Origin of the sequence: Xylella fastidiosa, from assembly GCF_011801475.1 — a bacterium.
GTDB lineage: Bacteria > Pseudomonadota > Gammaproteobacteria > Xanthomonadales > Xanthomonadaceae > Xylella > Xylella fastidiosa.
In genome coordinates this window covers 207,562-233,236 of record NZ_CP044352.1, presented here as the reverse complement: position 1 = coordinate 233,236, position 25,675 = coordinate 207,562, and the positions used below count along the sequence as shown (strand labels likewise).

The window sequence follows — 25,675 nt, the reverse complement described above, 5'->3', positions numbered from 1 at the left end:
TCTCTTCCCGGTCAGATAGCCAAAGACTTGAGATTGTTGCGCGTACCGTAAATCAGCGCAGAGAGCGAACGCGATACCGTAATCGCAGTAAACATTGAGGCGAAAATCCCGATAATCATAGTCAACGCAAAGCCCTTCAAAGGACCGGTTCCGAAAGCATACAAGGCAACACCAACAATCAGTCCGGTCAAATTGGCATCAAGAATCGTGCTACCCGCCTTGTCGTAACCGGCCACAATCGCCGATCTCGGAGGCATCCCGTGACGCAACTCCTCACGGATACGCTCGTTGATCAACACGTTAGCATCCACCGAAAGCCCGACCGACAGCGCCAACCCGGCAAAACCCGGCAAAGTCATGGTTGCACCAAACAGCGACATCACAGCTACCACAATCAACAGATTAAACAGCAATGCCAATGAAGTAATCACACCAAACATGCGGTAATAGATGGTGAAAAACACCAGGGTGAATAAGAAAGAAAACACCACTGCAGTCACACCACGTTCTACATTCTCTGCACCCAAACTAGGACCGATCACATATTCCTCAACGAAATCCATCGGTGCAGCCAACGAACCAGCGCGCAACAATTTAGACAGATTTTCAGCCTCAGTCTTCTCCAACCCGGTGGTACGGAAGTTTTTTCCAAATACCCCAGCAATCCGTGTTGGGGACAATGCCTCTTCCTTCAACCGCACGCCACGCACTTCCTTACCATCAACCATGCTCACAGTCGGAATACGCTCGATGTAGACCACAGACATCAGCTTGTAAAGGTTGCGCTGGGTGTAGTCCAACATACGCTGACCAGCAGCATTACTGAGGGTGACATTGACCGCTGGCATGCCGTTCTCATCCACACCGACAGTGGCATTCACCATCTCATCACCAGAAACAATCACACGCTTATTCAATAAAACTGGCTGGTTGGTGCCGCGTATGTAATACACCCTGGCCTCAGGAGGAACATTCCCAGTACGGACTGCCTCATAGGCATCACCGTCGACCACACCCCGAAACTCCAGCGTAGCAGTCGCACCTATCAGACGTTTAGCCTCAGCAGTATCCTGAACACCAGGCAACTCAACAACAATACGATCATCCCCCTGACGTTGGATAATTGGTTCGGCCACGCCTAATTCATTGATGCGATTACGCAGAGTCGTCAAATTTTGCTCAACCGCACCACTGGCAATCTGACGCAACTCATTCTCAGAAACACGAGCAATCAAAGTATTTCCGGATACCGAATAACTCAGCCCCACTTGCTCCTTAAACAACACCATACGTGCTTCATTGAGATGAGCATCATCATCAAACGTCACTCGAATCGTGTTGTCCGGACGGCGTTCGACCATGCGGAAGCCAATACGCTTGCTACCCAACGTCGAACGTACCTCCTCAACAAAAGCATCCATACGTTTATTCAGAGCGGCCTTCTGATCCACCTGAAGCGCGAAATGCACACCGCCAACCAGATCCAAACCTAACACCATCGGTCGCCCACCCAACTTAGCCAACCAATCTGGCACAGTGGAAGCGAGATTCAATGCAACGGTGTAATTCTCACCCACCTTAGCCCGCAACACATCGCTGGCACGGGTCTGCATCTCCAACGACATCAAGCGCACCATCAGGCTCTCCCCCTCCTTGGTCACGGCCTTAGGCACAATGCCGGATGCTTGAAGATCAGTCATCACCTGCTGGCGGAATGCATCGTCGATATGGCCGCCTCGATTGGCGGTAATCTGCACGGAAGGATCTTTCTGATACACGTTTGGTAACGCGTACAGCGTGCTCAACACAAGCACAACAAAAATAAGAACATATTTCCAACGGGGTAATTCAAGCATTGCGCAAGTCTCGGGCGACACCAGCTACAGCATCGCACCCTAGGAAAATCACAAAGGAGATAGACATCATTTTGCCGACGGCAACGAGCCTTTGGGCAACGCCTTAGCAATGGCGCTTTTTTGTACGCGCACGCGCACATTTTCCGCAATCTCTACAGTAACAAACTCATCCCCAATCACTGACACCACACCGGCAATGCCGCCAGCAGTGATCACTTCATCGCCACACCCAAGATGATCCATCATGGTCTTGTACTCTTTCTGACGTTTCATCTGCGGACGAATGATAGAAAAGTACATGACCGCAATCAGAATGACCGGCAAGAAAAACATTTGCAAACCGCCACCTGGTGAAGCCCCGGCCGGAGCCGCGCTCTGCGCCTGAGCAACAGGAATGAAGAAATCAAACAAGTTCATAGTTATTTCCATCTCTAATCATCATTTCATGGACAGGACACGGAGACATGCCCAACTTTATGCATCCGCCGAAGCGGTAGTAAGCCGACAATTATGCCATGAGAGCCGACATCTCATTTGGCTCACCCGGCGCAACCAGCCACCTAAGGCAGAGGCGGAGGATCAAGACCACGCGCCAGATAGAAAGAACGCCGGAATGCAAAAAAAGTCCCCGCTGTAATCGCCGCACGCATATTAGCCATCAATGTTTCGTAGTACCAAAGGTTATGTAAGGAACCAAGCATTGATGCCAACATCTCGTTACAACGGTCCAAATGGCGGAGGTAAGCACGAGTATAGCCGCCAACACAAGCCGGACAACCACAGCCCTGCTCAATGGGATCCACATCCCTCGCATAACAAGCATTACGGATCTTAACCGTACCGAATCCAGTAAAATACTGCCCATTACGCGCATGACGGGTGGGCATCACACAATCGAACATATCCACGCCACGGGCCACACTCTCAACCAGATCCTCCGGTCGACCCACCCCCATTAGATAGCGCGGTCGGTCCGTCGGCAGACGTGGATGCAGGTACTCAAGAATCACATTGCGCTCAGATTCCGACTCACCGACGGCCAAACCACCAATCCCGTAGCCATCAAAGCCGATCGCCTGCAAACCGTCCAACGACCGACCGCGCAGATCAGGATGCACACCGCCTTGAATAATCCCAAACAGAGCCGCGTCATTGTCCAAGGCATCATGGGCATCACGTGAACGCTGCGCCCACCGCAGACTCAACTCCATTGAGTCACGCGCCACATCTTCAGTGGCCGGATAAGGCGTGCATTCATCGAAAATCATTACGACATCCGAATTCAGCACTTTCTGGATTTTCATGCTTTCCTCAGGTCCAAGAAACACCTGAGCACCATCTGTCGGTGCTGCAAACGTCACACCTTGCTCACTGATCTTGCGCCGGTGCGCCAACGAAAATACTTGAAAGCCACCAGAATCCGTCAAGATCGGCCCATTCCAGCGCATGAAGCCATGCAGACCGCCATGATCAGCAATCACCTCCAGACCTGGGCGCAAAAACAAGTGGAACGTGTTACCAAGGATGATTTCCGCACCCAAATCACAAAGCTGCCCTGGCAACACCCCCTTCACAGCACCATACGTGCCGACCGGCATGAAGGTTGGCGTCTGCACGGTACCGCATGGAAAACTCAATTGACCACGACGGGCAGCACCATCGGTCGCCTGAAGCTGAAACTGCAATCGAGACATACGGCACACACACACGATAACGGCCTTCCATTGTCCCGGATTACAAACAGTACGCCCACCCTTAACACAGCCATCACTGAATCAAGATCCTGCTACAGCAAACGACTGAGATGACCACGCCGACACGACAGATTTTAAAAAACACCATCACGCCCTACAAAAAACCAGTAATACCGAATGCGTTTTACACACCCACTACAACTTAACTAACTAACATCAAGCACAAAACCTTCAAGCAAGACCAAACCAACACCGCTGACGACACATCGGACACGGCACACCCAACACACCCATCCCAGCACATCAAAACCTCACCACCAAACACCAACACCCTGGACCTGCCGCACTGCCTACATCAACACCATATCACCACCAGAAACACAATCTAAATCTGCTTAAAAAAGGACCATCACCAACATCCACACACAACAGACTTGACCGCAGATCAGCCCTAATGCACTACAGCAATAGTCTCTGGATACGGAGATCGACCATCCTCGGCAATGAAACGATCAATCCTTGCCTCCAAGACCTGTAGCGGTACCGAACCCAGCCCCAACACGGCATCATGGAAATGACGGATATCGAATTTCGCCCCCAGCGCAGCTTCAGCCTTATGACGCAACTCCAAAATCTTCAACTCACCCAGGTAATACGACAACGCCTGCCCCGGCCAACTGATGTAACGATCAACCTCGGTCGTTATCTCACGCTCACTCAGTGCAGTGTTGTCACGTAAGTATGCTTGCGCCTGGGCGCGCGTCCACCCCTTATGATGGATACCCGTATCAATGACTAAGCGGCAAGCACGCCATATCTGGTAACTCAGATAGCCAAAGCGATCATACGGCGTATCGTACAATCCCATCTCCTGCCCCAAGTACTCTGCATACACGGCCCACCCTTCCCCGTAAGCGGAAATAAACGCGTAACGGCGGAACTCCGGCACCTCTTTCGCCTCCTCTGCCAACGGCATCTGCAACGCATGGCCTGGCGAAGACTCGTGCAGCGTTAACGCCGTCAAGTTATACAACGGACGCGATGGCAGATCGTAAGTATTGACAAAATAGATCCCCGGACCACCACGGCCACTTGTGTAGTAAGGCGCCACATCTGCCGGCACCGGCTCAATAGCAAAACGGCGGCGTGGCAAGCGACCAATATAGAGACCGATTTTGGCATCCACACGTTTTGCAATCCAAGCCGCTTCCTTGAGCAACGCCTCAGGAGTCTTCGGATAAAACTGCGGATCGGTACGCAAATAACGCAAAAACGCCGAGAAGATCTGCTGATCCGGCGATGTTTTGAAACCGCTATCAACGATCACCTGATCCATCTGCTGACGCAACTTCGCAACCTCAGCCACCCCAATCTGATAGATGGCTTCCGGATCAAGATCCAGCGTGGTGTACTCAAAAATCTTTGCACGGTAGTACGCGACACCCCCCGGCAACGATTCAGCGGCCAACACCGTACGTGCCTTAGGCAAATACTCCTCCCGCATAAATGCCAGCAAATGCCTATAGGCTGGCACCACCTGATCCACAATCAAGTGCAGCACCTGAGCACGCAGCCGGGCTTGCTCTCCAGCAGACATCATCGTGGGCATCTGCTTGAATGGGATGTAGAACAGATTGTCCTCACCAGCAGCACCAGCGACCTCAGCAATCACCTGATCTCGCCCCTCAAGCGTGACCCTGGGTTGAGCAAAACCACGCGCAAGCCCCTGACGCAGGTTAACAATCTGCTCGTTGAAATAACGCGGAATATCAGCCAACACCCCAAGATAACAACGATAGTCCTCAGAAGTGCGAAACCTGTCACGCGCACTGAAACTCAAATCACTCCAGAACGCCGTATCGCTGTTGAACGACATCTCCCAACTCCGGAAGCGCTGACCGTCAAGAAGCACCTCAATTTGCTGCCGATAGACCTGATAATTAATCTGATCTTTCGATGAAAGCCGCACCGGATCGATTGTTTTTAACTCCTCAAGCACCTGCTGCCAGTAAGCGGTGCGTTTGTTTTGCCTCGCCAAATCCACCTTTGGCAAGTGATCGACACACTGCGGCTGGCTACTGCGCTCCACAACACCCGGAAATTCTGCCTGACGCCAACGCCACTCGCGCGTATACAGCGCCTTGAAACGCGCAGCCATATCAAATGGCGCCGGTGTCGCCTGAGCAACACTCACAGTCACAGCCATCACCAGCAAAGCGATCCAGAACAGACGAATACACCGCATCATCGCTTCGCCTGCTGCACACCCTGCACTTGAGCAATCCACGCATCAATCCGCTGCGCCAACACATCCAAAGGCATCGCACCACCACCCAACACCGCATCATGAAATGCTCGGAGATCGAACCGGGCACCGAGAACCTTCTCAGCCTTAGCACGCAACCTTAGGATCTGCATCTCACCCAGCTTGTAGCCCAACGCCTGCCCCGGCCAGACAATGTAACGATCCGTCTCCGCCTGAATGCTCGGCTCATCATCGGACGGGTGCGCATGGAAAAAATCGACCATCTGCTGCCGCGTCCAGCGCTTATAGTGCACCCCCGTATCCAATACCAAGCGATTAGCGCGCAACAGCTCCCCCGCCAAGCGCCCATAATCACTGTAAGGGTCTTTGAAGAAACCGGCCTCCTTACCCAAGCGCTCAGCGTACAACGCCCATCCTTCAACATACGCGTTGTAACCCGCATGCTGCCGAAACGGCGGCAGTGGCAACCTCTGCGCCAACGAGATTTGCAAGTGATGCCCTGGCACCCCCTCATGGTAGGCCGTTGTCTCGACATTAACCAACGTACGCTCAATCGCATCGTTGGTGTTGACCATCACAATAGCCGGCTTGCTCCCTTCCGGAGTGCCCTGCAAATATTCGGCACCGGGCGCCTGGCGGCGGAACGCTGGCATTGCCCGCACCTCCAGCGGAGTCTTCGGCAAATCACCATCCTCAAACAGCTTAGGCAACGCCACCTGCATGCCAGCGATGTAACCGCGATACAAACCGAGGATCTGCTCATCATCCTCCGCAAAATGCGCCTTATCATTCGCCACCGCCTTGCGGAAGCTAGCCAAGTCCTTGTAACCGATTGAGATCGCGATTGCAGTCATCTCACCCTCAATCCGTGCAACCTCACGCAGACCAATGCGATGAATGTCCTCCGGAGAACGGTCAGTGGTGGTCTGCGTGTGAATTGCAAAACGATAGCGTGCCTCCCCATCCGGCAACGACCATAGCCCCTCGTGCTCACGGCCCTTCGCCGCATACTCGTTCTGCACAAACGCTGCCAGCGTTTCATACGCCGGACGTACCTGCTGATCTATCGCAGTGATCAGCGCCGCACGCAATTGCGCACGCTGCGCTGCATCCGTGACCACTTGATCAAGCGTCTTCAATGGCGAAGCGAATGGACTGTCGGCACCCGCCGCCTCAGCAATCTTGCGAATCTGTGCCGGGAGCGTCTCCAATAGATAACGCGGCTGCGTCAGACCGTCCTGCGCACCCTGGCGCGAAATCTCAATCACCTGATCAATCAGCGCAGGCACCCGCTGCAAGCGCTTGATGTAATCCCGATAATCCTTGATGTCATCAAATGGGAACATGTCGGCATCACTGGCAAGTTCCAAATGAACACCGCCAACAGGCTCTAACAGCATCTCGTGCAACCTCAGCCGGATTGCCTCCAGATGGTCCTGCAACTGGCGCTGCATCAATATCAAACTCAGTTGGCGCTGCCCATCAAGCGCAGCCGCATTGACCTTCTGAAACTTTGCCAAAAACCCCACAGTCGCCTGACGGTCTGCAGCAACTGCAGCAGACGAATAGTCACTCCAACGATCGTTGTACCGCTTATCCCCGATGATGCTGGCAAACTCAGGACTATGGGCAAGCTCGTACTGCCACTGCTCATTGAGCAACTGATCGAAGGCACGGGCCGCCTGCTCAGACGGAATCACACGGCAATCACGGGTATCACTCCTGCTAAGTGAACTAGAACTAGTGCACGCCGACAGCAGCACCACAGACAACAGCGAGACAGCAAGAGTGCAGATCGACGGCATGCAATTAATTCCCAAAATTTAATGTACGGCTCTTTGCGTGGAAGTTCTCATCTATACCCTCAAGACATCCTCTCACCCCAAGCAGATAAAGAAGCAAAGGCAAAGTGACCACATCTAGATCACAATCCCCGTCGCTTCGCTACTTCACACAAACCAGAAAAATTAGATGAAGCGGAGTCTCTTGACCATCAGATAAACGGCCTGTCGATCTCTGGTGAGGGCAATGTGAACCAGTGTGCGCCATCCTCCGTGACGTGAAAATGATCCTCAAGACGCACACCAAAGTGCCCCGGGACCACGATCATCGGCTCATCACTGGCGCACATCCCAGGACAAAGTACAGTGCGGTTACCACGCACCAAATACGGCGCCTCGTGAATCGCAAGACCACACCCATGGCCCGTACGGTGCGGCAAGCCCGGGAGACGGTAATCAGGTCCCAAACCACCGAGTTCAAGAACCTGACGTGCCGCCCTATCCACCACCTCGCAAGCCACACCAGGCCGCACCACTGCAAATGCTGCCGCCTGCGCAGCCTGCTCCAAATCCCAGATGCGCCGCTGATGATCGCTAGGCTTACCGTAAATCCAGGTACGTGTGATATCCGAGTGATAGCCCTGCACCGTACAACCTGTATCAATCAATACTAACTGGCCCTCAACCAAGTGCTGCACCCCAGGAATACCATGCGGAAACGCCGTCGCCTCGCCGAACTGCACAATGCAAAAAGTCGAACCGTTGTCGGCACCTAGCGCACGATGCGCCTCATCAATGAACCGCACCATCGCATCCGTACCGATGCCCTCATGCGCAATCCCCGCAGCCAAACGCTGCACTTGCAATGTCATGTCACATGCTTGCTGCATCAACGCTAATTCCGCTGGCGACTTGCACAACCGGCAACCATCAACAATCGCAGTTGCATCAGTAATCGCCCCCGCATCTACATGACGGCATAACCCTGTATGCACCGCAAACGTCGCACCAGAATCCAACGCAAGCGTACGCGCACCATGTTCACGCATTGCCTGCGCCACCAACGCATACGGATCCTCGTGCTCCTCCCACAAACGCTTGCCGACTGGTAATAACAACACTGCATCAAGCGACCCTTCCTCGAACACTGGGCAAATCAACAGCGGATCACCGGACAACAAGATCAATAGCGCCACCAGACGTTCACTCGCATGCCAAGGCACCCCAGTAAAATAGCGCAGCGACGCGCCAGCACCGACCAACAATGCATCGACCCCTTGGATACGCATCAATACACGCGCTTGCTCAATGCGCTGCGCGTATTCGTTCACAGTAATCGCAGGAGCGCGCTGCGCCCACGGCGCAAGTTGCGCATGTGCCTGCTCAAAAGTGAGATGACCGATTTGTATGCTCATATACACCCCCTCACCCTAACGTTACTCCAGCCTCCATCAAGACAACACGCAATGCCATCGCACAACGCCTGAAACAACACCTCCAGCATGGCAGCCAATTCCGTTACCTGGGCAATGATCAAACACCGAGCAAGAACCATCCCACTATTGAGAAGATGGCCAGCACGATAGTCAGAAAATCGGCTGAGTTCAGTATCTCTATTCATCATGATCTCTCGCGGCAATACAGTATGGACGCCATACCCAGCACCACAACCGAGGACACTCTCTCAACAACGCCACCCATATTCGTGCACTTTCCAAAACATAATTTTATGGCCGTACACTATGAGGCATAGCGCTATGTCGATGTCGGTATCGTGACTCAATTTTTATCAGAGATTAGAGCACCACTCACTCCCACACAAACTGCACTTCACTATTTATTTTTCGAGAATGGATCATCAAAATCTTCCAAATCCATTACACAGACAATCATGGTTTAGAACTTGTAACAAGCTCCATCCACCAAATAAATTCACATGTTACAAAAACCAGAGCAAGACACACACGCCTTGATCATCAGCAACGCACGTAAAACGTTTTAATTTTTCTATTTCCTTCATCCATATCGCCATACACACTCAGAGATACTTCTGCCTCCTCAAATCCACTTTCTTAAATAACGGATATTTCTGAATTAGAGATTATCTATAACGAATTATCTCTACATCACCAACAACACAGTAATCCAAAATCGATGAAGTCTCCTTGGACACAAATACCGTGGTGCGCAAACATATCCTGTCTACAACCATCGGCGAAATAAAAATTACTCATAGCGAATATCATTATTCATAGGATTTAATCGAGTCATATCATCAATAAAAATCGTCCTATAACCTTCAAAAGAAGAGAGGCCTACTACTTCATAAAAACACTAAAAAGAAGATAAAAATTACATAGTCACTTTTACGTTAATAGAGCATTTAATCGAATTTATGGTTATCACTCCATACGCACCCACTATCCCACACCAGTAAAACCATCTTCCCATGGTGTCTAATAAAAATAACGACTCGAAAAGATTGAAAATCCCTAAAGCGCCAATAAAAACTGCCCGTTGAAGATTTCAAATACCAAAACATATTGATTGATGTGAGCCGATAGTAGCGTATGCGGCTGACCTTCCTGACACTATCGGACATCTCTACAAATACACACGTTTAATAGAAACAACAGACGTTTATCAAAACATGTGCTACTGCTTTTTCAGAGTGATACTGAAGATATTTCAAGAAGTATCGTTATCATGAAAACTCGACAGGAACTCTTGTTTCACTCAATCACCATAGTATTATTATGGCTACCTTGCAGGACGGGGAAGTAGCTCAGCTGGTAGAGCGCGTCGTTCGCAATGACGAGGTCGGGAGTTCGATCCTCCTCTTCTCCACCACTAGTCCACGCGACCAAAACGCTTATGGCCTCCCATAGGCGTTTCTGTTGATACGCTGCGTAATGCGATAGAAAACTTCGACCTGCTCTACGTACGCTCACCAGCGTCGCTAGAACCATTAATATCCACTTGGTTGACTCTGCATGAAGGAAGTGCAAAGCAACAGCACAACAGCAATTTGACGGACTGCAACTTTCCCTTGTCACGCATCTTTACTTTACAAGCAGGCACGAAAGAATGGCTGATTCAACTTGGCGGCTTTCAGATCCACGCGACCAAAGTGAGCTGATCTTGAGTTGCAACAAAAGACCAACCGCATTAGCGCTACTTCCATACTCAATTACGAGGCAACGCCAAGGGCACCGACTTATTCATACAGCAAGCCAGTATATATGCCTCTTCAACAATCTTTAGAATTGGCAATTTCCAATTAGTAAGAGTAGCGAATACGAAAACTACTGGGTCACAGGGATTGCAATTATTGCTTATCAGTAGAGTTATCAATCATCGAAAGCATCTTCTTCAACAGATGTTCTAATTCCTGATTCTCCTGTTCAGATAGATTACAAACCTGCGCTTCCATCTGCACACAAGCCTCCGGCAATGCCTTGTCGAGCAATTCCAAAGCAGCTGGTTCTAAAGTCAGAGTGACCTTACGACGATCATTGTGATGAATAGAACGTCGAATCAACCCTTTCTCGCAAAGACTGTTTGTTAAACGAGTCACGTTCGCTGGCTTTTCACCAGAAGACTCGGCGACCTCGGTTGGTGTCAGAGAAAAATCCTCAGTACCGTATATGATCATCAGAATATCGTATTCAGGATAACTGAGACCAAACCGACGTAAGAATCGATTGCAATCCGTATGAATCCGCTTGTAAATATGTTTGACCAAACCTAAAAGCACGGCTTGATTACGCGAGTAAGCAGGAAAGCGCTGACAAGTGACAGCAAGACGTAGATCGGTTGTTTCTAAACTCTCCATAGCCCTGTTATTTTATGATGAATATCAAAATATTTTATCACCATACATCACACTTTATTATGAATAATAGGAAAAATCTATTAATAAATGAATTTTATGTAAAAATATTTGCAGAAAATGGCCCACACTTCATAGAAAATAGGACGTCCACTACCTACGTATTGCGATCAGGGAAAACCAGAGACAAAAAAACACGGAATACATAAAACCTTATCCCACCATCCCTGATTGCAATCCCGCACTTGTGATAGAAGAAAAACAGCAAAGCACTGGTTGGCAACACTTGTAAACAACCAACCCGTGACAAAAACAGCAAAGCTAATCCCAAAATATTCTCAATGTATGCCTACGTTGACACTCCGCTAAACCTGTCACACGCGATATCAATAGCAACCACAGGATAGATAGCCCCAACGGGATGACGGAGACATTTCAACCTGCATGAGCACGGCGTCACCTTCCCTTCGACAACCATGGATCCAAGCGTTCACACCAAAGTATTGATGTCATCACTCTTGCTCGTCAGCAATCAACATTTTGACGGACAGGCAATTTGAGATGCTTCTCTTGTCATGTCCCACTGATACCCTGGGCTTTTATGACAGTGAATATCAGAGAGAATCGTTTGCTTAAAACAAAAACAACGCGATGCCAAAGTCCACAGAACGCTTGGGAAAAGCTGTTTCTAAGAATCCACCTAAATACGCGCACCACAAATGAGCGTCCCGTCAATCAAAATGATGGTCAGGCTTGTACATCCCCGCAATTATCACGACGAGAAACGATTGGATACCGTTTTGCCACCATCGCACATACACATGCAGTCTCAGCAATCCCATCCTATCTGCAAACGTTCGGATTGAAATTGCTGTATTACCTGGGCAAAGTGACTAAAAAACAGTGTGCAACCAACCTGCTCCAATTGTGCTGCTGCGATCTCCATATGCTCACTTCCAGATAGACATCTCAACACAACGAATACTTGCCTCACCCTAATCGCAAGCGCCTCCACGGCGAGGACATCCCCAGTGAATGATTGATGTACCCGGCTGCAACACCCTACGGAACAATTTTTCACGCTTGGGCTTGGGATTCACCACCACGGGTACCTTTGCTGCCATAAGTAACGGTAAATCTGCAGTACTATCCGAATACGCCACAGCAACATCACCATAGCCCTGTTCACGGAGCATCCGCATTTTTTCCTCATGGTGGCAATGACGAGCAACAATGATTGCCCCCAAACGCGGCACGATAGAACTGCCAATCACAGGCACCACCTCCTGCTGATCAGCTACCAAAGCCAGGATTTCCCTTACCAGTTCAGGAGGAGCACCAGTGGCCACCACCACACAATCTCCAGCAATACGATGGGACGCAAATACTTCCAACGCCTTCGGTAATAAGCGCTTGCGGATCTGCGACGCATGTCCTCGCACATAATCCCTGATGACCTTATTGAACTCATGCGTATAGCGCATGCCAAAGGTAGCAATCCAAACGTAACAGGAAAGACTACGGCGCCGCGTCGCCAGCATTGCGACCAACGGGCCCAGTAAAGGCGTCACTAGAAGTGCTACCAGCAAGCGCAGCGGATTACGCAGCATCAACCAAGCGAACAAATCACTGCCAGAATCGCCATCGTACAACGTATGATCGAAATCAAAGACAACTAATGGCGCATCCTCGCGCAAAGATGGAGATAATGCACTCACGTGATGAAGAACATCTCTCTGAGTGACTCACCAGGTTCAGCCGCACGCATAAACGCCTCACCAACAAGAAACGCATTCACACCCGCAGCACGCAACCGTTGCACATCGGCAGAGGTAAGGATACCGCTCTCACTTACGAGCAAACGATCACGCGGCACTAACCCTTTCATTGTCAACGTTGTCTCCAATGACACGTTGAAGGTACTCAGATTACGGTTGTTGATACCAATCAATGGCGCAGAAATCTGTATTGCACGCTCAAGTTCGTCAATATCGTGAACCTCAACCAGCACATCCATCCCCAATTGCAATGCCAAGCCGGACAAATCAACCAATTGAGCATCGTCCAATGCAGCGACAATCAGCAAAATACAATCAGCACCAAGCACACGTGCCTCATACACCTGATACGGGTCTATCGTGAAATCTTTGCGCAACACCGGAAGAGTGCAAGCATCACGCGCCTGACTCAAATAATCATCGTGACCCTTGAAGAAATGCACGTCCGTCAGCACTGATAGACAGCTAGCACCACCAAGCTCATATGAGATAGCGATCTCTGCAGGACGAAAATCCTCGCGAAGCACCCCTTTTGAAGGACTGGCCTTCTTAATCTCAGCAATCACTGCTGGGTCACCATGCGCAATCGTCGCCTGCAACGCAGCAGCAAAACCACGGGGTGTCGGCAAATCGGCACAACGCGCAACCAACTCAGCCTGTGAGACATGCAAAAGGCGCTCGGCAATCTCCTCCACCTTCCGCGCAAGAATCTTAGTGAGTATGTTGCTCATCGGGTCTGCTCATCGCAAGAAAGAATTCTCTGAAAACGATTCGGAAAACAGTTTACAGCGTGTTTAATCAGGCAGTATTCAAACATTGCGTGGGCGACGTGTGAACGCCACATACTGATTCAATATATTCCTGGCACGCCCATTGAAAATCACCTCCCGCGCCAACGCAACTCCATGACCAATATCCTGCGCCACACCAGCCACATACAGTGCAGCACCCGCGTTGAGCGCCACAACATCCAGTGCTGGACCAGGTTTCCCAGCAAGCACGTTCAATAACATCTCCCGTGACTCAGCAGAGCTTTCAACCCGTAGATTCGAAATTGGGGACACTGCCATCCCATAGTCCTCCGGAGACACCTCATACTCGCAAACCCTACCGCCACGCAGCTCACCAACCAAGGTAGTGGTGCCGAGTGAGAGTTCATCCATACCATCACGGCCGCAGACAACCAATGCACGCTCAGCACCAAGTTTGTGCAGCACATGCACCTGAATACCCACCAGATCCGGATCAAATACACCCATCAGGATATTGGGTGCATCGGCTGGATTCGTCAGCGGACCGAGGATATTAAAAATCGTACGCACCCCCATCTCGCGCCGCACCGGTGAAACAACCTGCATCACTGGGTGGTGAATCGGTGCAAACATGAAACCAACACCAATACACCCAATAGCCTCCGCCACCTCTAAGGGCTGCAACTCAATAGATGCCCCCAATGCCTCAAGTACATCGGCACTACCAGACTTAGAAGAAACACTACGATTACCATGCTTAGCCACTTTAGCGCCGGCAGCCGCCGCCACAAACATCGCACAAGTGGAAATGTTGAAAGTATGCCAACCGTCACCACCAGTACCAACAATGTCGACCAGATGAGTGCGATCTTGCACATTCACCTTACGGGAGAACTCGCGCATCACCGTCGCTGCACCCGCAATCTCTCCAACGGTCTCCTTCTTTACACGTAATCCGGCAAGAATCGCTGCGACCATGATTCCGGAAACCTCACTATTCATGATCTGGCGCATCAACTGCACCATCTCATCCTGCAAGATCTCGCGGTGTTCGACGATGCGCTGTAGCGCTTTTTGAGCAGTCATGGACATTTAGCAGTTCTCTCGGACCCAAGCAACACGATGAAATTGATGCACAAGCAACACAGCCGATACCTGCCTCAGAGAGGATGCTCCAGAAAATTCTTCAGCAATGCGTGACCATGCGCGGTGAGGATCGACTCAGGATGGAACTGCACACCTTCGACAAAATACTCGCGGTGGCGCAAGCCCATGATTTCCTCAATCGTCCCATCCTGATTCTCTGTCCATGCAGTCACTTCCAAGACATCCGGTAATGTCGTTTTATCAACAACCAACGAATGGTAACGCGTCGCATCGTAACCATTTGGCAAACCAACAAACACCCCTTTCCCATTGTGGTAAATCGCCGATGTTTTACCGTGCATGATATTGGTAGCGCGGATAACATCGCCCCCATAAGCTTGTCCAATACTCTGGTGACCAAGACATATGCCGAGAATCGGGGTAGAAGAACCCAATTGCTCGATCAATTTTAGAGACACTCCAGCCTCATTCGGCGTGCAAGGACCCGGCGATATGACAATGCGCTCGGGCTTGAGCGCCGCAATCTGCTCAACTGTCATCGCATCATTACGAATCACCATCACTTCAGCACCTAGCGTCTGCAAGTACTGCACGAGGTTGTAAGTGAAGCTATCGTAGTTATCCAGCATCAACAACATAGCAATGCACTCATTATGCAATTAGAAAAATCGAATCGTTTTCACATAGGCAACTGTGAAGACGCATAACGGAAGAATGAAGCACCAACAGCATCCGTGAATGGACCGTAGTCACTGCCACTATTGTGGTGGCCCCATACACTTTTGACACTCTCCATCACAACCCTCTGGCCGCCTGCGCCACAGCCCTAAATAATGCACGCGCCTTGTTCATGGTTTCCTGCCACTCCAAATCTGGATCCGAGTCATACACCACACCACCGCCAGCCTGCACGTACAAGCAACCGTTTTGAATCACCGCAGTACGAATCGCGATTGCAGTATCAGCATCTCCATGCCAGCCAATGTAACCCACTGCACCGGAATATACGTTGCGACACACTGGTTCCAACTCACGGATAATCTCCAATGCACGAATCTTTGGCGCTCCGGACACAGTACCCGCAGGGAACGTTGCACGTAACACATCAACGTAGTTCAAACCCGGCTTCAAGATACCGGTGACCTCACTGACAATATGCATGACATGACTATAACGCTCGATTACAAACGACTCCTTGACTTGTACACTCCCGGCCTCGACAACACGTCCGATATCATTGCGACCCAAATCAATCAGCATCACGTGCTCAGCACGCTCTTTTGGATCGGCTAACAACTCCATTTCCAACCGTTTGTCATGCTCCGGAGTCGCACCTCGCGGGCGTGTGCCGGCAATAGGACGCACCGTGACCACATCCCCCTGCAATCGCGCCAATATCTCCGGTGATGAACCAACCACCTGAGTAGCACCAATATCAATGAAATACATATAAGGCGACGGATTCAGCGTGCGCAACGCCCGATATACATCAATCGGACGTGCATGAAACTGCGTACACAGGCGCTGACTTGGTACAACCTGAAAAATATCACCCGAACGCACATACTCCTGCGCCTTACGCACCACAGCGTGATACTGCTCACGCGTCAAAGAAGAGTGAAAATCTTCCTCGTTAATCACTTCCGAAATATGTGAATGCGGATAATCCATCCCACCTTGCCGCAGACGGTGGATCAACGCATCCAAACGTTTCATTGCACGAACGTAAGAATGCGGTTGAGCAGGATCCGCGTGAACGATCAAATATAATCGACCCTTGAGGCTGTCAAACACCGCAAACTCTTCCGAAAGCATCAGCAGAATATCTGGCGTACCAAGTTCATCACGTTTTTTACCTCCCATGAAGCGAGGTTCGATGTACTGGATACATTCAAAGCCGAACCACCCCACTAAGCCGCCTGTAAAACCTGGCAACCCTTCTAATTGCGGCACTACATACTGCGCACGCAACAGCTCAACTTCGGCAAGCGGATCGGCGACTTGACGCGTTTCCAACACCTTACCGAACTCACTCACCACCAGGGTATGCCCATGAAAGGTATAGACACGGCGTGCCGGCAACCCAATGATCGAATACCTCGCAAAATGCTCCCCACCTTCCACCGACTCAAACAAATAGGTATATGGAGCATCGGCAAACTTTAAATAGATCGAAAGCGGAGTATCCAAATCAGACTGGACTTCACGCACCACTGGAATGCGGGTACACCCTTCGGCAACTTGACGCTGAAACTGCATTGCAGTGATCAAAGCAACTTTCCTTCCTGACACAGATAACATGGAAGACAACGGCAACGGATCAACATCGCCATAAAAAATGAGAAGTCATATAAAAACACAGACTGATCAAGTGAAAACTGGCTCGCTTTACCAGAACCGAACTTCAAGAGCCGTTATCACCGGATTCGAATACTAACAACCAATCACGAAGACAGATCACCCGAACCAACATCACGGAGACATCACATCAGGACATCAATGTGCCGCCACAACAGCACCCATCAAATTCAGACAGTTGCGATCTCAGGATTCCAGAATTTAAACAGCAACTTGACTCAAGCAAAAAGATACACACGTTTAATCATAAAAATACCTGCTACTGCAAAACATCCCAAATTCAAGTATGCAGAAATTCACTCCATCACAGGCATGACTGCTAACCACAACAGCAATAGCAACAACAACAAACAACACACCAACTTCTCATCCTTATTAAGCCTCTACTTGCACCAATCACCGATACAGACACATCCCTACACTCCCCCACCTTTACCCGGAAGCACATCATAAGGATGAGAAATAACCGTACCGATCTTTAACCCCACCGCATCACGCCTCATCAGGACGCACATCCGCTTTATTGAGTGACAATCACCCAAGCAGCAACCATTCCAACAAAGCCAAACAAGTTCAATATCACACAAGCACCATCACGAAAAAATCACACATCAATTCGCAGCGCACCCATACAACCATGCTCGTTCTTACTGGAAAATATGGAAATCACATCAACCCTGCAGATCCAAATCTAGTGTCACACACTGACCCTACAAATACAGCATTAGTAGTGTGCAAATGCACTCATTGACATAGGGTCGGCATACACCGTTCGATACGACGGTCACCACACCCAACACATACGAGGACCTCACCTAACCGCCGCAACCGCTGCACGCATCTGAGCGACCACATCAGCATAATCACGTGCATGGAAGATCGCCGAACCGGCAACAAAGGTATCAGCGCCGGCCTCAGCAATCGCGCCGATATTGTCAATGCCGACCCCTCCATCAACCTGCAAGCGCACAGGCCTACCAAGCAGATCGATCTTTTTACGCACCAAGCGCAGCTTATCCAGCGTACCAGGAATGAACCTCTGACCACCAAAACCGGGATTGACAGACATCAACAGGACGAGATCCAATTCAGGCAGCACCCAATCCAACATATCAACCGGTGTCGCCGGATTAAATACTAAGCCAGCCATGCAACCATGGGACTTGATGAGCTGAATAGTACGGTGCACATGACGGCTGGCTTCCATATGAAAGCTGATCATGCTGGCACCGGCCTGAGCAAAATCCGGCACGATCCGGTCTACTGGCTCCACCATCAAATGCACATCAATTGGCGCAGTGATGCCGTAACTACGCAACGCCTTGCACACCATCGGACCAAAGGTCAAATTTGGTACGTAATGATTATCCATCACATCGAAATGGATCCAATCGGCACCCGCCGCAAGTACAGCATCCACCTCAGCCCCAAGACGGGCAAAGTCAGCGGAAAGAATGGATGGAGCAATCAGACAATTGGACATGAAACGCTCTGAGGAAAGTGAATGACCCGATACCTGAGCCAAGATCAACGCCGACAGCGACGCTGAATACGATCATACGCAGCATTGATCTGGCGCACCTTCTGCTCAGCTTGCTCACGCAACTGCGGTGAAGCCTGCGCCAACTTATCGGGATGGTACCTAGACATCAGCCGACGATACGCCAACTCGATCTCGGCATTCGTAGCCCCCGCGCCCAATCCCATCACGCGGTATGGATCATCCTCTGGATGCCTCAAGCGCCGCTTATCCACCGCGTGACCGATCAACACACCGATCAACACACCAAATACCGGATTGGGTCGAAACAACAGTGCACCAATAATGAAACCAAACAATTTTCCGTACCAGTGCATCACAAATGGCGAGCCAACAAGGGAATTAAGGGGAGACATTCTAGCCAAGCCGCATCAAAACTCACGCATTAATTAAGAAAGATCATGAATAAAATCTCACCTAAAAAATAGTTAGCCAATTAAATGTAAAAACTACAAACCTCAAAGACAGCTCTACCGCATCAGACTAGTAATACTCCCGCAATGATGGCACTCCACTGGTGAAACGATCACCACTACAAATACATCGTATCCATTGACCGAAACACCACCCTTTGCACGAGACCTTGTCGCCTACTTGGACCCCGTCGCGACGACACCACATTCTGTAAATATCACCGCAAAGAAAAAAACGCATTTTGAAGTACAGCATTAGTGAATCTTGAAATGCTCTAGGCAACCTCAAGAACATTCCCACACCGCCGCCAATAGCACATAGAATCGGCTACGAACTAAGTAAAATCACCGTACACTAGGAGCTTCGTCTACCGTGGGGGTTTTCCATCGCTCCACGGATATATGGGGTACCACGACGCCACTTGAATTAGGAGCATCTCTTGCTGACTACGCTGTTGCAATCCGATCTTCCCGGTCTGCCATTGCGTCACTGCGGCAAAGTCCGTGATGTATTCGACATTCCACGCAAACGCTTGCCGGTCGACACGCGATCTGGTGAGTACCTGCTCATCGTCGCCACGGACCGCCTCTCGGCATTCGATGTCGTCTTACCCGATCCGATCCCCGGGAAAGGCGAGATACTGTGCCAAATCTCCAACTTTTGGTTTCAGAAAACCGAGCACTTGATGCCGAACCACTTGACCGGCATCAACGTCGCTAGCGTACTCCCTGACGGCATTGACAAAACGCTCTACATACAGCGTGCCGTAGTGACAAAGAAACTCAAACCGGTAGGGATTGAAGCAATCGCACGTGGCTATTTGATCGGCAGCGGCTGGAAGGATTACCAACGCACCGGGAAAGTCAGCGGCATTCAGCTCCCCGACGGCCTGCAAGAAGCCGAGAAATTACCTGACCCCATCTTCACCCCATCGACCAAAGCAGCAGTTGGCCACCACGACGAAAACATCGACTTTGACACAACCGTCAAGATGGTCGGCGCTGAACTCGCCGAACGTGTGCGGGACGCCACGCTGCGCATTTACCACTTCGCCGCCAAGTACGCAGCCGAATGCGGCATCCTACTCGCCGATACCAAGTTGGAGTTTGGCACTGACATTGATGGCCGCCTCTATGTGATGGACGAAATGCTCACTCCAGACTCATCGCGCTACTGGCCAATCGACGAATATCAAGTCGGCACTAGCCCACCAAGTTACGACAAGCAACTCGTACGCAACTACCTGGAAACACTGGACTGGGACAAAACCGCACCAGGCCCAACACTGCCACAAGACATCATCGACCGTACCCGGGCCAAGTACACCGAAGCGCTACAACGACTAGCAGGAATCAACATTGATTGACTCCTGTATTCACTCGTCCATATCAAAGCCCCTACCGCACGAGAAGCCACACCATGACACACCGCTGACGTACTGCGGCCCCAGATGACTCCAAACCATGTAAATACAGCTCCCACTTGCGCGCTCGCCAGGGAATATACGTATCCGATGAAGATTGTTCGCGCCACTTACTCTTCACCACGATGACGATGACACCCCTTAAACCTTACTCAAGACTGCCCCTGTCAAGGCTTGTTCCCTCCTCTCCTCAAAGCTACTCTGCCTGACGCATTACTGCGCCAGTCCGGCATGTCCACGTCTTCATTTGTTCATCTCCATATTCACACTGAATTCTCGTTAGCGGATTCAACGATTCGCGTGCCCGAGAAACCAGAACAGGCTCACCCGAAAAAGGCCAAACAAGCCAACCTACTCAGCAGAGCCGTTGAACTCGGACTGCCAGCGCTGGCAGTAACGGATCTGAACAACCTATTCGCACTGATTAAGTTCTATAAGGCCGCTGAAACCGTCGGCATTAAGCCGATCAGCGGTGCTGATCTCCTCATCGCCGAACCAGAGCACCCCCCGTGGGGAATGACATTGCTGTGTCGGGATCACGCTGGCTACCTGAATCTATCGCAACTGATCAGCCGCGGTTGGCTGGAAGGTCACCGCCCTGAAGGAGGAGTGGCCGTGCACCCGGACTGGGTCCGTGACCACCACAAAAATCTATTTGCCCTAATCGGACGTCACAGCCTGGCCGGACAGCTGTTGGCCAAAGGTCGCGCTGATTTGGCCGAACAGCAACTGGCGGACTGGCAACACGTATTCGGTGACGGCTTGCACTTGGAACTCACGCGCACTGGACGCGATGGCGAAGAACCATTCAATCAATTTGCCCTCCAAGTCGCTGGCATCCGCGGCATACCGGTGATTGCCAGCAACGACGTTCGCTTCCTGGTACAAAGCGACTTTCTGGCACACGAGGCGCGCGTCTGTATCGCATCTGGACGCATGCTTGATGATCCCAAGCGACCACGCACTTACAGCGAACAACAGTATCTGCGTTCCTCCGAAGAGATGGCAGCACTCTTTGCTGACATCCCAGACGCCTTGGACAACACCCGCACCTTGGCACAACGCTGCAATATCGAGATGCGGCTGGGGACCTATTTCTTACCTAACTACCCCGTTCCCAACGACGAAACGTTGGACAGTTGGATCCGCAAACAGTCGCATGAAGGTCTGGAAGCACGCCTACTGAAACATCCATTAGCACCAGGGCAGACACGTGAAGACTACGTGACCCGTCTGGAATTTGAACTGGACACCATCATCAAGATGGGGTTCTCCGGTTACTTCCTCATCGTGGCCGACTTCATTCAATGGGGTAAACAACAGGGCATCCCCATCGGCCCGGGACGCGGGTCTGGTGCCGGCTCACTGGTCGCGTGGGCGTTACTGATTACTGACCTGGACCCTCTGCCATACAACTTGTTGTTTGAACGCTTTCTTAATCCCGAACGCGTATCAATGCCGGATTTCGACATCGACTTTTGTATGGAACGCCGTGATGAGGTCATTAGCTACGTCGCACGCAAATACGGTCGCGAACGGGTCAGTCAAATCATTACCTACGGCACCATGGCTGCGAAAGCAGTGGTGCGCGACGTCGGTCGCGTATTGGGTTTCCCATATGGCTTGGTCGACAGCGTCGCTAAGCTGATCCCGAGCACCCTTGGCATCACCCTGAAAGATGCGATGGGCGAAGGCGAGACCAACGACAACGCCTCAGCAGAACTGATACAACGCTATCAAGCCGAGGAGGACGTACAGGAGCTGCTCAACCTGGCACGCCAACTGGAAGATCTGACCCGCAATGCTGGCAAGCACGCTGGCGGTGTCGTGATCGCACCGAACCCACTCACTGAATTCTGCCCACTCTTTGCAGAACACGACGAAAACGGACGCGGGAAGAACCCCGTCACCCAATTCGACAAAAACGACGTGGAAGAAGTCGGCTTAGTGAAATTCGACTTCCTCGGCCTACGCACACTCACCATCATTGATTGGGCGGTCAAGGCAATCAACAAACGCCACGCCCGCGCCTGTATTGATCCGGTGGACATCACCGCACTTCCACTGGACGACATCCCAACTTACAAAGACGTTTTTGCATCAGGGAACACGAGCGCAGTATTCCAATTTGAATCCTCGGGCATGCGCCGCCTCCTCAAAGATGCACGCCCAGACCGCTTCGAAGATCTCATCGCACTGGTGTCACTGTATCGCCCAGGCCCTATGGACTTGATCCCTGAATTCACCGCGCGCAAGCACGGAGTGCAAGAGACCATCTATCCCGACCCGCGTACGAAGAACATTCTTAAAGACACCTACGGGATCATGGTGTACCAGGAACAAGTGATGCAAATGGCCCAGATTGTCGGCGGTTACTCGCTGGGCAGCGCTGACCTGCTACGTCGCGCGATGGGTAAAAAAGTACCTGCCGAGATGGCCAAGCACCGCGAGATCTTCCGCGAGGGTGCCGCCAAAGGTGGCATGGACGCGGTCAAAGCCGATGAAATCTTCGACCTCATGGAGAAATTTGCCGGCTATGGTTTTAATAAATCCCACGCCGCTGCATACGCGCTGGTCAGTTATCAAACCGCTTGGCTCAAGCGCCATTATCCTGCTGAATTCATGGCAGCCACGCTGTCCTCGGACATGGACAACACCGACAAAGTCGTCGGCTTCCTCGACGAGGCACGTAACCTCAATCTGAAGGTGCTGCGACCAAACATCAATCACTCAGCCTACATGTTCGAGGCAACTCACGCCGACACAATCCAATACGGCCTGGGCGCTATTAAAGGTGTCGGCCAAAGCGTCTGCGAGGCAATCGTCAAAGAAAGGTTGCACTACGGTCCGTATACGTCACTGCTCGATTTCTGTACCCGGGTCACCTCAGCCAAACTCAACCGACGTGCACTCGAAGCAATGATCCATGCTGGCGCACTGGACGAGCTAGGTAAAAATCGCGCCTCTGTCATGCTGCAACTGCCAGAAGTCATCAAAGCAACGGAACAAATGTCCAGAGAACGCGAGTCCGGGCAAAACTCGCTTTTCGGCAACGCAGACCCCGGCACACCAGTCATCCAATTAGATCTTCCAGAATGCGAAGAATGGCCGCTAACACGCATGTTGAACGGAGAGCGGGAGACGCTGGGCCTTTATTTCAGCGGCCACCCATTCGACCCATACCGTAAGCAAGTGAAGGAACTTGTTGGTTGCGATCTAAACACCAGTGCGCTTGAAAGAATTCTGGGTTCCCAACAACGTGGCAACGGTGAAAAGCGTACTTGGCAGCCAGAGGTGAACACCATTCTCGCAGGATTGGTCGTCAGTGTGCGCCGTAAGGGAGACAGCCAAGTCTTTGTACAACTTGAAGACGGACGCGGTCGAATTGAATGCAGTGCGTTCTCCGACGCCCTGGCAGAGTTCGGCCACCTGTTGACCCGTGACCGCATACTGATTGTCAAAGGTGGTCTGCGAGAAGATGAATTCAACGGCGGCTACAGCCTACGGATCCGTCAATGCTGGGATTACGCGCAACTCTGTACAGACTATGCGCAACGCTTGTTGCTACGCGTGGACCTACGCACCTCTCACGCATGGGAAAGAATCGATGCCATCCTGGCACGCTATCGCCCCGGCAACACCCCATTACGTCTCGATCTGTTGCTGAATTCAACCCACGGCCCCGTCGCCGGCACGCTCGACTTGAGTGGCGGCCAATCTGTACGTATCGAACAATCACTCTTGGATAAACTGCAAAAAGATCCCGCGGTATCTAAGCTTAAGGTCAAATACACGCCACCTTGGGTGCAATGAACAAGACCACAGCAGAGCACACACAGAAGCAATCCACAGCGGATTGCAACGTTATTCCGCTACACTTGCCACCCTACGTCAAAGACGGTTTGCCATGAATCCAAACTATCTCGACTTCGAGCAACCCATCGCCGACCTGGAAGCCAAGATTCAGGACCTGCGCACCGCCAGTGCAGGTCCATCTGTCAATGTCGACATCGAAGTACGTGCGCTTGAAAACAAACTGCGTCTTCGTACTGCACAGATCTTCCGTAATTTATCGGCTTGGCAAATCTCACAACTCGCTCGGCATCCACGGCGTCCTTACACCCTGGATTACATCTCCATTGTCTGCGACGAATTCCAAGAACTAGCTGGGGATCGTACCTTAGCCGACGATAAAGCAATCGTTGGAGGTCTTGCCCGCATCGGCCACCGTCCAGTGATGCTTATCGGCCATCAAAAAGGACGTGACAATAAAGAACGCTTGATGCGCAACTTCGGCATGCCTAAACCCGAAGGCTACCGTAAAGCATTGCGCTTGATGAAGCTAGCTGAGCGTTTCGGTCTTCCCTTGTTGACTTTCATCGATACGATGGGTGCTTGGCCTGGTATCGACGCTGAAGAACGTAATCAATCCGAGGCCATTGCCACCAACCTGATTGAAATGGCCGAGCTAAAAATTCCCGTCATCTGCACCGTCATCGGCGAAGGCGGTTCCGGTGGTGCTTTGGCGATCGGCATCGGTGACCGTACCCTGATGCTTGAGTACAGCACATACTCCGTCATCACCCCCGAGGGCTGCGCCTCAATCCTATGGAAAGATGCTGCCAAAGCGAGCGATGCCGCTGAACAACTCAACCTCACTGCACGCCGACTGAAAGAATTCGGTCTAATAGACAAAGTGATCCGCGAACCCATTGGTGGCGCTCATCGTAATCCGCAACAGATGGCGAACCGCCTGAAAGCAGTGCTACTCAATGAACTCGAAGCATTGGATAAAGTTCCGCTGGTAACGCTTCTAAATCAGCGTCACAAGCGCCTGCGCACTTATGGGGCCTACGAGAACCATTGAGCCGCCC

General features: G+C 51.2%; 18 protein-coding genes and 1 tRNA gene. 4 read left to right on the top strand and 15 right to left on the bottom strand.

What is annotated here, in order from left to right:
* Positions 1–11 precede the first annotated feature (11 nt).
* From secD to F7G16_RS00900, 7 genes are all read right to left on the bottom strand, one after another.
* Positions 12–1,856, bottom strand: a complete 1,845-nt coding sequence (gene secD / locus F7G16_RS00930) for a protein translocase subunit SecD (RefSeq protein ID WP_004572964.1) — start codon at positions 1,854–1,856, stop codon at positions 12–14.
* 66 nt (positions 1,857–1,922) lie between these two features.
* Positions 1,923–2,273 (bottom strand): preprotein translocase subunit YajC, encoded by a 351-nt coding sequence (gene yajC, locus F7G16_RS00925; protein WP_004572965.1) that lies wholly within the window; start codon positions 2,271–2,273, stop codon positions 1,923–1,925.
* Between the two features lie 143 nt (positions 2,274–2,416).
* Positions 2,417–3,550, bottom strand: coding sequence for a tRNA guanosine(34) transglycosylase Tgt (tgt, locus tag F7G16_RS00920; RefSeq protein ID WP_004572967.1), 1,134 nt, complete (start codon positions 3,548–3,550; stop codon positions 2,417–2,419).
* Between the two features lie 451 nt (positions 3,551–4,001).
* Positions 4,002–5,756: a DUF885 domain-containing protein gene (locus F7G16_RS00915; protein WP_004572968.1), complete on the bottom strand. Its 1,755-nt coding sequence runs from the start codon at positions 5,754–5,756 to the stop codon at positions 4,002–4,004.
* A 38-nt stretch (positions 5,757–5,794) separates the two neighbouring features.
* Positions 5,795–7,621, bottom strand: a complete 1,827-nt coding sequence (locus F7G16_RS00910) for a DUF885 domain-containing protein (RefSeq protein WP_004572969.1) — start codon at positions 7,619–7,621, stop codon at positions 5,795–5,797.
* A gap of 188 nt (positions 7,622–7,809) precedes the next feature.
* Positions 7,810–9,012: a M24 family metallopeptidase gene (locus tag F7G16_RS00905; protein ID WP_004572970.1), complete on the bottom strand. Its 1,203-nt coding sequence runs from the start codon at positions 9,010–9,012 to the stop codon at positions 7,810–7,812.
* Positions 9,009–9,218 (bottom strand): hypothetical protein, encoded by a 210-nt coding sequence (locus tag F7G16_RS00900; RefSeq protein WP_004572971.1) that lies wholly within the window; start codon positions 9,216–9,218, stop codon positions 9,009–9,011. The genes F7G16_RS00905 and F7G16_RS00900 overlap by 4 nt, the downstream gene beginning before the upstream one ends.
* A 1,153-nt stretch (positions 9,219–10,371) precedes the next feature.
* Between F7G16_RS00900 and F7G16_RS00895 the strand changes: the two genes are divergently transcribed.
* Positions 10,372–10,447, top strand: a tRNA-Ala gene (locus F7G16_RS00895).
* Between the two features lie 478 nt (positions 10,448–10,925).
* Here the strand turns inward: F7G16_RS00895 and F7G16_RS00890 are convergent.
* From F7G16_RS00890 to F7G16_RS00855, 8 genes are all read right to left on the bottom strand, one after another.
* Positions 10,926–11,432, bottom strand: a complete 507-nt coding sequence (locus F7G16_RS00890) for a MarR family winged helix-turn-helix transcriptional regulator (protein ID WP_004572972.1) — start codon at positions 11,430–11,432, stop codon at positions 10,926–10,928.
* Positions 11,433–12,424: 992 nt separating this feature from the next.
* Complete coding sequence (locus F7G16_RS00885) at positions 12,425–13,147, bottom strand: haloacid dehalogenase-like hydrolase (RefSeq protein WP_011097528.1); 723 nt, start codon at positions 13,145–13,147, stop codon at positions 12,425–12,427.
* Complete coding sequence (trpC, locus tag F7G16_RS00880) at positions 13,144–13,938, bottom strand: indole-3-glycerol phosphate synthase TrpC (protein ID WP_004572975.1); 795 nt, start codon at positions 13,936–13,938, stop codon at positions 13,144–13,146. The genes F7G16_RS00885 and trpC overlap by 4 nt, the downstream gene beginning before the upstream one ends.
* A gap of 78 nt (positions 13,939–14,016) precedes the next feature.
* Positions 14,017–15,051 carry an anthranilate phosphoribosyltransferase gene (trpD, locus tag F7G16_RS00875; RefSeq protein WP_004572976.1) on the bottom strand — a complete coding sequence of 345 codons (1,035 nt, stop codon included), beginning with the start codon at positions 15,049–15,051 and terminating at the stop codon, positions 14,017–14,019.
* Positions 15,052–15,119: 68 nt separating this feature from the next.
* Complete coding sequence (locus tag F7G16_RS00870; RefSeq protein ID WP_004572977.1) at positions 15,120–15,704, bottom strand: aminodeoxychorismate/anthranilate synthase component II; 585 nt, start codon at positions 15,702–15,704, stop codon at positions 15,120–15,122.
* Between the two features lie 157 nt (positions 15,705–15,861).
* Positions 15,862–17,337 (bottom strand): anthranilate synthase component I, encoded by a 1,476-nt coding sequence (gene trpE / locus F7G16_RS00865; protein ID WP_011097527.1) that lies wholly within the window; start codon positions 17,335–17,337, stop codon positions 15,862–15,864.
* A gap of 898 nt (positions 17,338–18,235) precedes the next feature.
* Positions 18,236–18,907: a ribulose-phosphate 3-epimerase gene (gene rpe / locus F7G16_RS00860; protein ID WP_004572980.1), complete on the bottom strand. Its 672-nt coding sequence runs from the start codon at positions 18,905–18,907 to the stop codon at positions 18,236–18,238.
* Positions 18,908–18,951: 44 nt separating this feature from the next.
* Positions 18,952–19,281, bottom strand: coding sequence for a J domain-containing protein (locus F7G16_RS00855; RefSeq protein WP_004572981.1), 330 nt, complete (start codon positions 19,279–19,281; stop codon positions 18,952–18,954).
* Between the two features lie 536 nt (positions 19,282–19,817).
* On the opposite strand from F7G16_RS00855, the gene F7G16_RS00850 reads away from it, so the two are divergent.
* The 3 genes from F7G16_RS00850 (at position 19,818) to F7G16_RS00840 (ending at position 25,668) form a co-directional block, all read left to right on the top strand.
* On the top strand, positions 19,818–20,744 hold the full coding sequence (locus tag F7G16_RS00850) for a phosphoribosylaminoimidazolesuccinocarboxamide synthase (protein WP_004572982.1): 927 nt from the start codon (positions 19,818–19,820) through the stop codon (positions 20,742–20,744).
* 288 nt (positions 20,745–21,032) lie between these two features.
* Complete coding sequence (gene dnaE, locus F7G16_RS00845) at positions 21,033–24,614, top strand: DNA polymerase III subunit alpha (protein ID WP_004572983.1); 3,582 nt, start codon at positions 21,033–21,035, stop codon at positions 24,612–24,614.
* A 94-nt stretch (positions 24,615–24,708) separates the two neighbouring features.
* A complete protein-coding gene (locus F7G16_RS00840; RefSeq protein ID WP_004572984.1) occupies positions 24,709–25,668 on the top strand; it encodes an acetyl-CoA carboxylase carboxyltransferase subunit alpha in 960 nt (319 codons plus the stop codon).
* Positions 25,669–25,675: the final 7 nt, after the last annotated feature.

What these genes read in the sequence shown, in the direction of transcription:
- F7G16_RS00900 (WP_004572971.1), bottom strand. Translation starts at nt 9,218, where the DNA reads ATGAATAGAGATACTGAACTCAGCCGATTTTCTGACTATCGTGCTGGC.
- dnaE (WP_004572983.1), top strand. Translation starts at nt 21,033, where the DNA reads ATGTCCACGTCTTCATTTGTTCATCTCCATATTCACACTGAATTCTCG.
- F7G16_RS00855 (WP_004572981.1), bottom strand. Translation starts at nt 19,281, where the DNA reads ATGCACTGGTACGGAAAATTGTTTGGTTTCATTATTGGTGCACTGTTG.
- F7G16_RS00915 (WP_004572968.1), bottom strand. Translation starts at nt 5,756, where the DNA reads ATGGCTGTGACTGTGAGTGTTGCTCAGGCGACACCGGCGCCATTTGAT.
- rpe (WP_004572980.1), bottom strand. Translation starts at nt 18,907, where the DNA reads ATGTCCAATTGTCTGATTGCTCCATCCATTCTTTCCGCTGACTTTGCC.
- F7G16_RS00905 (WP_004572970.1), bottom strand. Translation starts at nt 9,012, where the DNA reads ATGAGCATACAAATCGGTCATCTCACTTTTGAGCAGGCACATGCGCAA.
- yajC (WP_004572965.1), bottom strand. Translation starts at nt 2,273, where the DNA reads ATGAACTTGTTTGATTTCTTCATTCCTGTTGCTCAGGCGCAGAGCGCG.
- trpD (WP_004572976.1), bottom strand. Translation starts at nt 15,051, where the DNA reads ATGTCCATGACTGCTCAAAAAGCGCTACAGCGCATCGTCGAACACCGC.
- trpC (WP_004572975.1), bottom strand. Translation starts at nt 13,938, where the DNA reads ATGAGCAACATACTCACTAAGATTCTTGCGCGGAAGGTGGAGGAGATT.
- tgt (WP_004572967.1), bottom strand. Translation starts at nt 3,550, where the DNA reads ATGTCTCGATTGCAGTTTCAGCTTCAGGCGACCGATGGTGCTGCCCGT.
- F7G16_RS00840 (WP_004572984.1), top strand. Translation starts at nt 24,709, where the DNA reads ATGAATCCAAACTATCTCGACTTCGAGCAACCCATCGCCGACCTGGAA.
- secD (WP_004572964.1), bottom strand. Translation starts at nt 1,856, where the DNA reads ATGCTTGAATTACCCCGTTGGAAATATGTTCTTATTTTTGTTGTGCTT.
- F7G16_RS00910 (WP_004572969.1), bottom strand. Translation starts at nt 7,621, where the DNA reads ATGCCGTCGATCTGCACTCTTGCTGTCTCGCTGTTGTCTGTGGTGCTG.
- F7G16_RS00870 (WP_004572977.1), bottom strand. Translation starts at nt 15,704, where the DNA reads ATGTTGTTGATGCTGGATAACTACGATAGCTTCACTTACAACCTCGTG.
- F7G16_RS00890 (WP_004572972.1), bottom strand. Translation starts at nt 11,432, where the DNA reads ATGGAGAGTTTAGAAACAACCGATCTACGTCTTGCTGTCACTTGTCAG.